General features: G+C 47.3%; 10 protein-coding genes and 1 pseudogene. 10 read left to right on the forward strand and 1 reads right to left on the reverse strand.

What is annotated here, in order from left to right; all coding sequences use genetic code 11:
• Positions 1–37: 37 nt before the first annotated feature.
• Entirely contained in the window at positions 38–316 is a 279-nt protein-coding gene (locus AB4Y93_RS09335) for a hypothetical protein (protein WP_441891164.1), read from the forward strand.
• An 804-nt stretch (positions 317–1,120) separates the two neighbouring features.
• On the forward strand, positions 1,121–1,927 hold the full coding sequence (locus AB4Y93_RS09340; protein WP_441891166.1) for a hypothetical protein: 807 nt from the start codon (positions 1,121–1,123) through the stop codon (positions 1,925–1,927).
• 312 nt (positions 1,928–2,239) lie between these two features.
• Here AB4Y93_RS09340 and AB4Y93_RS09345 read toward each other — a convergent pair whose 3' ends face one another.
• Positions 2,240–2,968, reverse strand: coding sequence for a TylF/MycF family methyltransferase (locus AB4Y93_RS09345; protein ID WP_441891168.1), 729 nt, complete (start codon positions 2,966–2,968; stop codon positions 2,240–2,242).
• Positions 2,969–3,106: 138 nt separating this feature from the next.
• Between AB4Y93_RS09345 and AB4Y93_RS09350 the strand changes: the two genes are divergently transcribed.
• From AB4Y93_RS09350 to AB4Y93_RS09385, 8 genes and pseudogenes are all read left to right on the forward strand, one after another.
• Positions 3,107–3,436, forward strand: coding sequence for a nucleoside triphosphate pyrophosphohydrolase (locus AB4Y93_RS09350; RefSeq protein ID WP_441891170.1), 330 nt, complete (start codon positions 3,107–3,109; stop codon positions 3,434–3,436).
• A gap of 102 nt (positions 3,437–3,538) precedes the next feature.
• A pseudogene (locus AB4Y93_RS09355) lies at positions 3,539–3,895 on the forward strand (SRPBCC domain-containing protein); the annotation flags it as partial.
• Between the two features lie 56 nt (positions 3,896–3,951).
• Positions 3,952–4,608: a M48 family metallopeptidase gene (locus AB4Y93_RS09360; protein WP_441891172.1), complete on the forward strand. Its 657-nt coding sequence runs from the start codon at positions 3,952–3,954 to the stop codon at positions 4,606–4,608.
• A 208-nt stretch (positions 4,609–4,816) separates the two neighbouring features.
• Positions 4,817–10,687 carry a DUF3320 domain-containing protein gene (locus AB4Y93_RS09365; RefSeq protein WP_441891174.1) on the forward strand — a complete coding sequence of 1,957 codons (5,871 nt, stop codon included), beginning with the start codon at positions 4,817–4,819 and terminating at the stop codon, positions 10,685–10,687.
• A 114-nt stretch (positions 10,688–10,801) separates the two neighbouring features.
• Entirely contained in the window at positions 10,802–11,599 is a 798-nt protein-coding gene (locus tag AB4Y93_RS09370; RefSeq protein WP_441891176.1) for an NUDIX domain-containing protein, read from the forward strand.
• A gap of 11 nt (positions 11,600–11,610) precedes the next feature.
• On the forward strand, positions 11,611–12,282 hold the full coding sequence (gene pnuC / locus AB4Y93_RS09375) for a nicotinamide riboside transporter PnuC (RefSeq protein ID WP_441891178.1): 672 nt from the start codon (positions 11,611–11,613) through the stop codon (positions 12,280–12,282).
• The gene (locus tag AB4Y93_RS09380) at positions 12,272–13,297 is read left to right on the forward strand and encodes an AAA family ATPase (RefSeq protein WP_441891180.1); all 1,026 of its coding nucleotides are present in this window, start codon (positions 12,272–12,274) and stop codon (positions 13,295–13,297) included. The genes pnuC and AB4Y93_RS09380 overlap by 11 nt, the downstream gene beginning before the upstream one ends.
• Entirely contained in the window at positions 13,294–14,175 is an 882-nt protein-coding gene (locus AB4Y93_RS09385) for an ADP-ribosylglycohydrolase family protein (protein WP_441891182.1), read from the forward strand. Before AB4Y93_RS09380 ends, AB4Y93_RS09385 begins: the two co-directional genes overlap by 4 nt.
• Positions 14,176–14,245: the final 70 nt, after the last annotated feature.

A 14,245-nucleotide genomic window follows, 5' to 3' on the forward strand; every position in this document is an offset into this window, starting at 1 on the left:
TACGGAGTTATGCAAATTATGGTCAGAGCTGTTTGTATTGGACAATGAAGAAGAAGTTGAAGAAGCTGTTCTACCTGGAGAGATTGAGCGCTTTCAGATAGTGAGAAACATCCTTGCTAAAACTCTTGATGAATATATAAAAGATTATGCATCAGAACGCATCTCTAGGAGCTTAAAGATTATCTTGAACAATTTGCAAAAGAAATTGAGTCGGATAATGAATTTTGTTTTGGCTTCGTCTGGAGATCAAAAAGCGATGAAAATCGTGATATACACTCCGTATGAAATGATAGGCTCATTTTGCTTCTCTAGCTGATTCAGAGAGGTTTGCTCCTCGTTGATAAGTTGTTTCTGCTTTTGAAATTGTTCCAAGCTATTGACGTTCTAACTGTAAGCTTGGAAGATCGTTAGAAATACGCTTTGAAGCAGTGAGAGGCGTTATTCGCCCATCTTAATTCTGATGTATGGTCTATAATGAAAAGACTCGGTCATGCCGCAGGCGGTCTTATTTACCTTCGCTAGCTTGACGTAGTTTGTAGTTAGCTCTTTAAGATCATTCTTTACAATCATAAAAAGTTCATGCGTGTCAATGAAATGAGACAAGTAGTATTTCGAAGTAAGTTTCATGTAGCCACTACATAAATGTATGACCCGCAATTTGTTTTATCCAAAATCACATTCCGCACAGACTGCTACATGATCAAAGAGGCACACATGACCGTTGATTTTGTTCGTACCTTTAATTGTAATTCGTTTTAGAACGACCAAATGCTCGTTCTTTGTATGGCAGGATGAGTGTTTTCAAGGACAATTTGCCGATCGGATTCTACCTGTCGGAGCTTCTTCGTAATAAAATCCACAGTCTCCTCGCGATGAAAGTATGAATTCTCCGTATAACTTGAGTTCATTAGTCTCAGGCTGATACTGCTTTCGTGCAAAAGCTTCCCCGCATTTTTTAAGCCCGTCTCAGTGCACAATGTAGGGATTCCTTTAGTTGTGAGTCGTGCTAAATTAGCAAGCCAATTTTTAAAGACTCTCCATTAAATGTGAAGAAAAACAATGGAATTATTGACTAAAAGTGCTTATATTTTAGAGATACATACTTTAAGGGGAGAAATAAATGACTCTGATGGAAAATAGAGAACAAGAGCTTAATAAGTTGGGTATACGAAGTATCCATGTTCTTCGGGACTCAATACCAATTTTGGGGTATCAGATTCGGTTAAAAAGATATTATTATCCTCACTTATCACCGGGAAGTAGAATACCGGCTCAAATTTATGCCGAAAAACACAATAACTATGTCACTAAAAGGGCAACTCATCCATTTCTATTTCCAGAGCATGACTTAAACCAACTAACTCCTTTATATTTTTTTAGCAATGCTGACAGAATATTTAGAACTACAGGCATGGCTGCGATTCGTAGGCCATTACTAGAAAGCGGCGTAGACATCAACCCAAATAGTAGTGAAATTTTTTATATTGGTCAAACGCTTGGTCAGAGCCGGTTCAAAAATCATGATGCAATTCAAAAATTGACAGACCCAATCTATGACGGAAAAGAAAAACAAATTTGGTTTGCTCAAATTTGGATATCCCTTGCTATTGCCCCAACTTCAATAATAACAGTTCCAATCGAATGGTTAAGTGAAGAGCAAACAGTCATAGATATAGTAGATTTTTTAGAAAGCTTTCTTATTTACTGGTTTAAACAAAAGTTGAATGAGCCACTAAAAAACAACCACTATATTAACAGTCTGAAGTCTGCCTATGCCTCTTTTACAAATGTTAGAACATTGGCACACGTACAAAACGGAATAATGTTTTATAACGAGTGGTCAATGCCTATTCCAAGAGATAGGGACACTTTTAAATTCCAAAATTTAAATATCACTCTTACTGATATTAGGAGCGTAATTTCATAGGCTCTTATTAAGTAAAAAAAAACGCCTTTTAGTTACAGATAATTCATTTGCACGTATTATTAAACTCAGTAAAACTAATTGGATGTATCATTCAGCAAGTTGGCGAAAAGCTAGTGAGGAATTGCGGATAAAACATTGTCAAGGTTGGTTTAAAACTGGTGAAAGAGCCTCTCTCAAACGAGACTAAACCAACATAATGCGAACGTCCAGAGCCCAGATATCTGAGGAAGGTTTACGTATCATTGGAATAAAAAAATTAATTCAAAATCGGAAGGAACATTCATAATGCTTGAATATCCCTTCCGATTTTACCTATTTCGTTTTTTTCCAATACACACCAGTAATATCAATCACAACAAGCGGATCCGTAATATTATGCGCCGCGCGGAAATCATGTACAGCTGCGGCGCAATAGCCAATAGAATAGTCATCAATGATGACATATCCACCAACACTCACCTTCGGATACAGATTATTCAGTGCATCCATCGTTGAGGAATACATATCGCCGTCTAGGCGGGCAATGGCTATCTTATCTGTTGGTGCCGTAGGCAGCGTGTCCTTGAACCAGCCTTTCAGAAAGACAACGCTATCGTCTAACAAATCATATTTACGGAAATTGTCCTGTACCTCAGGCAAGGACACTCTCAAAAAGTCCTGTTCGTGGAATTTCGACGTTGCATCGATCGGATAAAGAGGATCCGGTTTAGGCAGTCCTTCAAAGGAGTCAGCGACAAGTACTTTGCGGTGTCTTACACCGTGTGCTTTTAGAAAGCCACGCATGAAGATACATGCACCCCCGCGCCATACTCCTGTTTCAATAAAATCTCCTTGGACGTTGTTTAGGATGACGTCATTCATAAGCTGATGTAGGCTATTCATGCGGATACGCCCGATCATGCTATGGGCAATGATTGGCCAATCGAGGCCTTGCAAGCGGTTCTCCTTCGTAGCACCTGGTTCATGCTCCAGCCAAATCTCAAATAATATTGTTTTTTTCAATAATTCCAAATACAYCTCTGTTGCCGTATTATTGCGCATAATCACAGTCCCTTCCATTTTTATGGATAACTATGAATATGAATCTAGCAGGAAGGTGGCTTGTGTGTACGACCACTGTGTGCTTTTCTTGTGCTACAATAATGTTAGAAAACTAAACTTGCAAAGGATGACCCATCCATGCCGGTCTACAATAAACTCGTTCGCGATCTTATCCCTCAAATCATTGCAGACAAGGGCAAAGAAAGCCATACTCGTATTCTAGAAGAGGAAGAGTATACTAGAGAATTAGTGACCAAACTGAAGGAAGAATCCGAAGAATATTTCTCCGCGCAGAACCCACAGGAGTCACTGGAAGAGCTTGCAGATATGCTTGAGGTTATTCGTGCGTTAGCTGTTGTACATGGTGCCTCATGGGAGCAGCTTGAAGCGTTGCGGGAAAAGAAAGCAGAAGCACGCGGCGGATTTCAGGATCGGGTGTACTTAATCGATGTCAGTGAAGGAGTATGAACAATGACGAATACAACCTTTGTTTATGTGACTTATATTGCAACGACACCAGAGAAACTATGGGATGCTTTGACAAGAAGCTAATTCACGGAGAAATATTTTTTCGGCAGCCATATTCAATCCGACTGGCAAGCAGGCTCTAACATTACTTTTTCAAGGAATGGAGAAGTAACCGATTACGGCGTCATCTTAAAGTGCGAACCGCATCGCCTGCTTTCCTTTACATGGACCTATGTGGCCGATCAAGCTGTTCGTGAACAGCCATCGAGGGTGACTTTTGAAATAACACCACTGGGCGCGACAGTGAAATTAAAACTGCAGCACGAGGACCTTATTCCGGCTGATCTTGTAGATCGAGAGGATACTTTCGAAGGAATAAATAATGGCTGGCCAGCTATACTGAGTAACTTGAAAAGCTTACTGGAGACAGGGAAGACCTTGTCGGCCGTTTCGATTTAACTAGCTTAAGTCAGGCGTGATCATCACCTATAACCACAAGGACTGTGATATTAACAATGAAACTTCAACTAGACAACCATACCATAGAACTTAACGTCCTCTACGGAGTCAGAAAAAAACTCTCGCTCCAAATGGATGCGATGGGTCATATCACGGTCAAAGCTCCTAATGGAACAAGCGACGAGTTGATCCTACAGGCTGTGAAGCAGCATGAGAAAGAGATCTTACGCAGACTGCAGGCGCTAGATGCTGCTGCCGAGGCGGCCCCTAAGGTCAGAGAGTATGAAGAGGAAGGCAAGTTCCTTCATCTCGGCAAGTTTTACTCCCTTCACGATCTAATCGACACCAATGGACTGAGTGAAGAGGAGCTCAAAGTAAATCTCAGGAAATTCTACTTCTCCAGCTGCAAGAAGGTTATTGGCGAACGAATCAAGCCGTATCAGGACATGCTGAAGGTGAAGCCCAAGACCATAGACATTGTAGAGTCAGCGACGAAGTGGGGAAGCTGCAGCTCGAGCAAAAAGCTGACCTTCAACTACCGCCTAGCCATGGCTCCGCTGGAAGTGATCGATTACGTTATTATCCATGAGCTGTGTCATCTCACGCATATGAATCATGACCGTTCCTTCTGGCGCCTGCTTGGAAGTATCATGCCGGACTACAAAGAGAAGGAAGAGTATCTGGCCCGGTATGGGCAGGCGATGACGCTCTAATTTCCAACTTTTTAGGTATAGACATAAATGTGGCTATCGGCCAGTATAGTGTTGGAGCACTCTGTTATAGAGGGAGAATTCGTTCTCTCTCTTTTTTATGTTATCAGAGTCTATTTTTGTGTCGAAACTAACAGAAATATGGATACTTTAGTGCTATGATAAATATTGACAGCATTCGACTGTAACGGAGTTAGGAGGTCATATTCGTTTGAACATATACTGCGATTGGTCATATAGTGAGATCGTCAATTACGGCATTCAGCAGAATCATGTGCCGGTTGTCAGATCGATAGAAATACATAATTCATCCGATACGGATCTTCAAGATTTTACGGTGAAAATCACGTCCGAGCCGGACTTTGCCTATGAATGGAGCAAGACCTACGGACTGCTGGCCGCCGGCCAGTCAATGAACCTAGGGACAATTAATCTGCAAATGTCGGCGTCGTTTCTGGCTAATCAGTCGGAACGACTGACAGGGACACTTACTTTATCCGTCTTGCAAGGCGGATCTGAAATCTATCAGCAGCGCGGAACTATCTCCGTACTAGCCTTCGATGAGTGGAGCGGCCTTGCCGTGCTGCCGGAGTTGACGGCTGCTTTTGTCATGCCGAATCATCATCATATCGCTCAAGTTGTTCGTGAAGCGGCAGATATCCTCACCAAATGGAGCGGGAGCTCTTCTTTCACAGCTTATCAGAGTAAGGATCCGAATAAGGTGCGGCTTCAAGCCGCTGCTATTTATGCTGCCTTACAAAATAAAAAAATAGTGTACTGCGTTGCACCTCCAAGCTTTGAGGTGATTGGTCAGCGTGTACGCCTGCCGGAGACGATCTTTGCCCATCGGATGGGGAACTGTTTCGATCTATCCCTGTTATATGCGGCGTGTATGGAGGCCGTTGGTCTGCATCCTCTGCTTGTGTTTACGAAGGGGCATGCCTTCGCAGGGTTGTGGCTGGAAGAAGAGACATTCGCAGAAAGTCTGCAGGATGATATTTCGGTATTAACGAAAAGAATCGCGACAGGCATGAATCAGATCTGCGTGATTGAAGCGACAGCTTTTGTGGAAGGGGATCCCGTCAGCTTTGACAAAGCTGCGTCCCTTGCCGAAGCCCATCTGCAGGACCCGGATAACTTCGATTGTGTGCTGGATATCCGTCGAGCACGCTCTGCTGCGGTAAGACCTCTGCCTATTCGAACGGCTACACCTGAAGGCTGGATTATCGAGCAGCAAGAAGCAGCACTAGCTGATCTGGACGCCGCAGCTCCTGAGCTCGTGGATATTTTGGAGAAGCCGCTTGAGCTTACTGCCTTGCCGAAGTCTGCTAGACAAAAGCAATGGGAACGCAGGTTGCTTGATCTAACACTCCGGAATTCGCTGCTTAACTTCCGTCTGTCGAAGTCCAGTATTCCTATTATTACGACACAATTGGGAGATTTGGAGGACGCGCTTGCTGATGGCGAGGAGTTCCAATTGTTAGCGAAGCCTGGCGACTGGCAGAATAACGGCCGTGATGCGAATTTGTACCAGAGCATTAACAATGATCATCCGCTGTCCCAGCTTCTTCGTGAAGAGTTTAACCGGAAGCGGCTGCGTGTGGAGCTTGATGGGGTTGAGCTGGAGCGCAGAATGGTGCATCTCTATCGGTCAGCGAAAGTCTCGCTTGAGGAAAATGGAGCCAACACCCTTTATCTAGCCCTTGGCCTATTAAAATGGTACGAGACGCCGGTCAGCGAGCTGCCGCGTTATGCTCCAATTGCTTTGATTCCGGTTGATATTATTCGGAAGTCTTCCCGTCAAGGATATGTGATTCGGGCGAGAGATGAAGAGCCTCAGATGAACATTACCCTTCTGGAAATGTTGAAGCAGGATTATGGCATCGGTATTGACGGCCTGGATCCTCTGCCTAGAGATGAGAAAGGCATTGCCCTCAAGCAGGTGTTCCATGTATTCAGGCATGCGCTTATTCAAGTTCCTAGATGGGATGTTGAGGAGACGGCTAATCTTGGCTTGTTTTCCTTCGGCCAATTTGTCATGTGGAATGATATCCGTACGCATGCGGATAAGCTGGCGCAGAACAAAATCGTTGCTAGTCTGATGGAAGGCCAGTTGAAATGGGAGGAGCCTTCGGAGGAAACGCCGCGGCCGCTTGATCTGGATCATCCAACAAGCTTATCTGTGCCGATTAGCGCGGATTCTTCACAGTTAGCCGCGATTCGTGCAGCTGCAGATGGTCAAAGCTTTGTTCTTCATGGACCGCCGGGAACAGGGAAGTCCCAGACGATTACGAATATGATTGCGAATGCGCTGGCACAAGGCAAACGGGTATTATTTGTTGCTGAGAAAATGGCAGCCTTATCCGTCGTGCAGCGCAGGCTGGAGCAGATTGGACTAGGTCCGTTTTGCCTCGAGCTGCATTCCAATAAAAGCACCAAAAAATCCGTCCTGGATCAATTGTCTGCCGCTATTGAAGCAAGAAGGATTCCCTCATCGGCATCCTGGAGCAGCCAGGCTGACCGTTTGTTCCAATTGCGGAATGAGCTGAACGGGTACGTTGAAGCTCTTCACTACAAGCATCCATCTGGGCTGACTCTATTCGAAGCGATTGCCGGATACGAACAGGCGGGAGAAGGATCGGATATTGTCTTGTTCAATGATGCTGCAATAGAGGGCTTGTCCCCGGATAAGCTGACGGTCTGGAAGGACCTCGTGGCACGGCTTCAAATTGCTGGGGCGGAGTGCGGAGATCCACATCTTCACCCATGGCGTGATGTTGAGCTGACTTCCTACTCGCAGGGAGTGAAGACGGAAGTAGATCAGGTGCTGAAGAGGTATATTCCTCTGTTGGAGGAACAACGTATCGCTTTGAGCCAGGCTGCTGATCGTCTGAAGCTTGAAGCGAGCCATCTGGATTACCGTCATGTTGAGATCCTGGTTAAGCTTAGTGAACTGGCCAGCCATGTTCCTGACATGAAGCCAGCCTTGCTGCAGGAAGCAGACCTTGCTGAAGCTCTAGTACTGATCAGAGCAACAGCCGAGCAGGGTAAACGGAGAGATCAATTACGGGCGAAAATATTCGCCAGATTCACATCGGACATCACGCGCCTTGATGCTAGAACGATTTTATCGGAATGGGATAAAACAGAGCTGCAATGGTTCCTGCCTAAGTGGTCCGGACAAAAACGCATTTTCAAAATGCTCAAAGGTTTATCTCAGCCTTCTGCCGCATTATCCAAAGATCAAGTGAAATCGGCCTTGGCCGAGATTGTAACTTGGCAGGAAGAAGAGCAGAAGCTGAAAGATAAGAAAGGAAAGGTCTCGCCGTATTTCGGTCAGGCGTGGGCCGACGGAGACGATGGCAAATGGGATGAGCTTACCGCAATCTGTGATTGGGTAGAGAATCTTCAAGCCTTGCTCGTGCAATGGTACAACAATCCAAATTCGGCTAGTCAGGCGAGAGCACAGTTATCGGATGTGCTCCTGAATGGCCGTCATGATCAAGGGCAGCTGCAGCTCTTCCAGCGTATTGGAGGTCATGATCTTAAGATCAAAGCCGAGGAGAGCGAGCTATCCCGCTTTTTGAACGTATCTTTCGCTAAGCTCCAAGTCTCTTTGGAAGATGGAGAATGGCTTGCAGGTATGGTGGACAAAGCGAAGCTATGGTCGCTTCATCTGGATCGTCTGCGCGACTGGAGTACATGGTGCAGAGTCCGTGCCGAAGCGGCGGAGTCGGGACTTCTGCCAATTATTACGCCATATGAGGAAGGTCGGCTTTCCAATTCTGAGCTTATTGCCGCTTATGAGAGAGGTTTGTACAAATCAGTTGCCAATTACATTATTGCCCGGGATAAAAGCCTTCTCGCATTCTCTGGCAAGTTGTTCGAAGATACGATCGAGCGGTTTAGACAAGCGGATGAGCAATATTTAACCTTAACTCAGCAAGAGATTGCTGCCCGGTTGTCTGCCAAAATTCCGCAGATGACGGTCGAAGCGGCTCAAAGCTCTGAGGCAGGTATTCTGCAAAGGGCCATTCGAAGCGGAGGAAGAAATCTCTCGATCCGCAAGCTGTTTGAGTCTATTCCTCATTTGCTGCCTAGGCTGACGCCTTGTATGCTGATGAGTCCAATCTCGGCTGCGCAGTATTTGGACACGAATAGTGCGAAGTTTGATCTCGTTATATTTGACGAAGCTTCCCAAGTTCCTACCGCTCAAGCGGTTGGTGCTCTGGCAAGGGGTCATCAAGCAGTCATTGTAGGCGATCCGAAGCAGCTACCACCAACGAGCTTTTTCTCAAAGAGCACTAGCGAAGAGATGGATGAGGAAGAAGCACTGCAGGATATGGAAAGTATTCTGGACGACTGCTTGGCGCTTGGCATGCCGCAGCGGCATTTGACCTGGCATTACCGAAGCAGGCATGAGAGCTTAATCGCCTTCAGTAACGCTCATTACTACGATAACAAATTGATGACCTTCCCTTCACCGGATGAACCGGTATCCAGTGTGACCTTAGTTCCGTTGGAAGGGTTTTATGACCGTGGCCGTTCGAAGCAGAACAGGGTGGAAGGCGAAGCGGTAATAGGAGAGATCATTCGCCGCGTCAAGGATCCGGTATTGCGGAAACGCAGCATTGGTGTTGTTACCTTCAGCTCTGTTCAGCAGACCCTAATTGAGGATTTGCTGGAGGAGGCGCTCAAGAAGGATCAGGATTTGGAGCTGTTCATTGGACAGCTGCCTGAGCCGATCTTCGTGAAAAATCTGGAAAATGTGCAAGGGGACGAGAGAGATGTAATCTTGTTCTCCGTCGGCTATGGACCAGATGCAACTGGCAAGGTTAGTCTGAACTTTGGCCCTCTGAACCGTCAGGGAGGCTGGCGCCGTCTGAACGTCGCTGTGTCCAGGGCAAGGCATGAGATGCTGGTCTACTCGACTTTGCTGTCTCATCACCTTAACGCCAGCCGAATTAATGCACAGGGTGTTCTTGGACTGAAAGCTTTCCTCGACTACGCGGAAAAAGGGCAGCGGGTGCTGCCAGCCAGCGCTTCGTCCGAGCAAATCTCGCTTGTGTCCAATCTTCACCGGAGCTTAGCGTCAGATCTGAAGGCGCTTGGCTATGAGACGGATCTTCATGTTGGAGCATCCGGATACCGCGTAGATCTTGGGGTTCTGGATCCTGCGAATAAAGGACAATATGTCCTTGGTATTGTACTCGACGGACCGATGTACAGGGATGCTGGGGCAGCGCGTGACCGTGATCTTTTGCGGGAACAAGTGCTTAGTCAGCTTGGTTGGAATCTGATTCGGGTATGGAGTCCGGAATGGTGGGAGAACAAGAATCAGGTGATTCGCCAAGTGGTTGCAGCGATTCAAAATGCGAAGGATAGGAAGCAGGCGGCTCCACCTGAGGGGCCCTCTACTGCTGCTGAGCAGATTGTTGTAGCTGAATCTGAGCAGGTCGTTAAAGTTGCTGCAGCAGCAGTGCCGATGGAACAGTTAAGTGCACCTAGCAAGTCTGAGTCTGATGTACCTGTGTATACGCTTTGTCAGCTTGAACCGGTAACCTTGGGGACGGAAATGTTCTATTCTCCCGCATCAACCGAGTTGATCCTCGGACAGATCAAGCGGGTTATTGCGGAAGAGGGACCAATCAGCCGCAGCTTGCTTGCGAAGCGGGTGCTGCAGGCTTGGGGAATCACCCGCCTTGGAGCGAAGCTGGATCAGCGGTTAACGGATCTCCTTAGTCGGCTGAAGCCTCAAGTCTCGGAGTCGGATGGAGCTGTATTTTATTGGCCGGAAGGAACGGAGCCTTCTCTCTATGGGAAGTTTCGTACTGCGACAGAAGAATCGGAACGCCGTTCGGCTGAAGACCTGCCTGCTGAAGAGATTGCTGCTGCTGTGCAAACCATTTTGAAAGCACAAATCAGCCTCCCGCAGGATGACCTGGTGAAGCAGGTTGTGAAGCTGCTTGGCTATGCTAGATCAGGCAATGCGCTTGATCGGGTGATTCGAAACGGTATCCAGAAGGCGATAGAGCTGGATTACGTACAACCGGATGAGCAGGAACGAATTGTTTTAAAATAGCGAATAAGAGAAATGGCCGCATACAACTCGTATGGCGGTCATTTTCTTTTTTTACCAAAATGGACTTGAACATTTCTTTTGATTATGTCATATTGATATTATCAAAACGATAATATGAGTTGTGAAGGAGGCTGCCCTCTCTTGAACCTGAACGAGAACGAACATAACTATTCAGCCAGTAATTATCGCACCCCGGATGGTGCGCCGTCGGATATTGTGATTTTCACGATAACCTCACAAGAGAAAGAAACCTCAAAGAAAGCTCTCCCGATGAGGGAGCTGCAAGTGCTGCTGATTCGCCGTAAGGTATGGCCTTTCGAGGGGCAATGGGCATTGCCTGGCGGCTTTACACGTGAGACCGAGACGGTGGAGGAATGTGCCATTCGGGAGCTGAAGGAAGAAGCGGGTGTCGAGCATGTACACATGGAATATCTGAAGACGTACAGCAAGCCGGGGCGGGATCCAAGGGGCTGGATTATCAGCCATGCGTTCTGTGCCTTGGTGAATGAGAGGTACTTGGCGGATCGGAAGGCATCGGATGATGCTTCAGATGTCAGGCTGTTCCCGCTCTCTGAAGTGCTTGAGATGAATTTGGCTTTTGACCATCATGACATTATTCAAGATGCTTACCTGCGCATTCAGCAGCAGATGATGACGCAAGCCATTGCGAGTGCGTTTCTGCCAGAGGAATTTACGATTGGGGAGTTGTATCAGATCATTCAGACGGTTGTCCCTGCGTTCGAAGAGAAGAACTTTATCCGTAAAGTGACCTCCACTCAGAGCCGAAAAGGTCTTATTGAAGAGGTCCGCCTTCCAGACGGAAGTCTGAAGTTGTCTAATCAGTACTCACAGCGTGCAGCGCAGCTGTACCGTTTTACCGGTTTTGTACCGGAGTTGTCTATTTATAGTTAGGAGTGATCAACATGAAGCAAAACGTAACAATCGCAGGCCTGCTTATCGCCATACTAGCCGTTGCCTATTACACCTCGTCCAGCACCATCGAGATTGCCGCTACAACAACGGGTCTAGCAGCTGTCTGGCTGACGGCGAAGGAGAAGATCTGGACCTGGCCGATTAGCATCATCAATGTGGCCTGCTTCTTCTATATGTTCCTGGACGTCAAGCTGTATGCGGATATGACGCTGCAGGTGTTCTTTTTCATCCTCAGTATTTACGGCTGGATCATCTGGATGACGAAGCGCGGCGAAGCGGCTGTTCGCCCAACTAGGGTCTGGAATATGAAGCTGGCGGCGCTGCTGGGTGGATTTATTGTTATTTTTACAACAGTATGGGGTCTTGTTCTTGATGTCTACACCGATGCTTCGATTCCTTATTTGGATGCTTTTATTGCAACGTTAAGCTTGACGGCTCAATTCCTGCTCTCTTATAAAATTCTTCAGAACTGGTACTTCTGGATTCTCGTAGACGTGTTATCGATCGGTATGTACTTCTACAAAGAGCTGTACACGACTTCATTCTTGTATGTCATTTTCCTTGGCATAGCGATTATGGGATTGGTGGATTGGAAGCGAGAATACACTCGGACGGCTGCAGCTGCGGTGACACAGGACGAGGTGAACCATTATGTCGGATAGAAAAATTGGACTCACGCTCGGCAAATTCGCACCATTCCATCGTGGTCACCAGCATGTCGTCGAGACTGCGCTAGGTGAGGTTGATCATCTCATCGTGGTCATCTATGACAGTCCGGAGGTCACCCGAGTGCCGTTATCGGTGCGGGCTCGCTGGATTCGAGAGCTATACCCGAATGTAGAAGTGCTGGAGGCTTGGGATGGCCCATCGGACAGCGGCGATACGCCTGAGATCAAGCGCAAGCAAGAGAACTATATTTTAGGCCAGCTGGGTGATAGGAAGGTTACGCATTTCTACTCCAGTGAATTCTATGGCGAGCATATGAGTGAGGCTCTAGGGGCAGTCAATCGTCAGGTGGATCGACTCAGGGAGACGTTCCCTATATCCGGTACGAAAGTAAGGGAAGCATTGTACGAGAACAAAGACCTGGTGCATCCGATCGTTTGCCGTGATCTCATTACGAATGTGGTGTTCCTTGGGGCTCCCTCCACGGGGAAAACAACCCTTGCCGCCCAGATGGCGGAGGAGCAGCAGACGGTCTGGATGCCCGAGTACGGCAGGGAATATTGGGAGCAGCATCAGATTGAACGCCGATTATCGCTTGAACAGCTGGTGGACATCGCAGAAGGTCATCTTGAGCGGGAGGAATGTCTGCTGCTGGAGGCAAAGGATGTACTGTTCGTTGATACGAATGCCATTACGACGTTTATGTTCTCCCACTATTATCACGGTGCAGCTCATCCGAGGCTGGAGGAGATGGCAGCTCGCTGCGCTTCACGCTACGATATTGTCTTCCTATGTGAAGACGATATTCCTTACGACGATACGCCGGACCGCTCTGGGGATGTAGGCAGACATATTTTCCAGAAGCAGATTATTGCTGACCTTATTACTCGCAAGATTCCCTTCATTCCGCTTCGCGGCAGCTTGGAGGAGAGGGTGCAGCAGGTGAAGGTGGTTCTTGGGCGCTATGAGAAATATAGCAATCCATATGAATGGATGGGGATGACCAAATGATGAGGAATCAAATTCTCGGAGGATTATTTGGTGTTGCAGTTGGTGACGCTCTGGGTGGAACGACCGAATTTATGAACGAAGCGGAGATTAAGCGCGAGTACGGCTGGCTCGACCAAATCATTGGCGGCGGCGTATGGCAGCTTGAAGCGGGTGAAATCACCGATGATACGGCGATGACGATAGCAGTAGCGAGAGGCATTCTGCACAATCCAGCGGAACCGATCGAGGCTATTGGGAACTATTTTCTCAAGTGGAAGGCAACAAATCCGAAGGATATCGGCAACATCATCCGGACGGTATTTGATCAATATGAAGGCGATTGGTTCGAGGCTGCACGCCGGGCAAAAGTGCGGTTGAACGAGATGACTGCCGGGAACGGTACACTAATGCGCTGTCTGCCTATTGCTCTAGCATATCCTGACTTTGTGTTTATGGAAAAGATCACGAAGCGGCATTCCGAGATGACCCATGATGATGAATCAGCGACAGAAGCATGCCTGATCTACAACCGCATCGCCCGAAGGCTGCTTCAGGGTGAAGCTTTAAAGGCTTCCGTCCGCACCGAAATAACCGATACCCGCTATGAACAGCTGCTGAACGGCCACGCACCAATTACTCCGCCGGATGGCTATGTGGTTCATACGATGCAATGGGTTGTCCATCATTTGATGGTTGCAGATTCCTTTGAGGAAGTCGTTCAGCGTGCCGCTAATAAAGGCGGAGACTCGGATACGATTGGAGCAATCGCAGGCGGGTTGGCCGGCATTTATTGGGGGTATGATGGTATCCCAGAGAGATACACGGAGAGTATCTTGTTGCGGAAAGAGTTAGTTGAGATTGGTGACAGGCTGGTTACTTTGCGAGAAATGGCTGCTTAATCGAACACCGACGCTAACTAGGCTGTATTCGATCCAACGTAGGGAGATGCATGTTACTTAGACAGATGGC

The sequence above is a fragment of the Paenibacillus sp. YAF4_2 genome, from assembly GCF_052113225.1.
In the GTDB taxonomy this organism is placed as follows: domain Bacteria; phylum Bacillota; class Bacilli; order Paenibacillales; family Paenibacillaceae; genus Pristimantibacillus.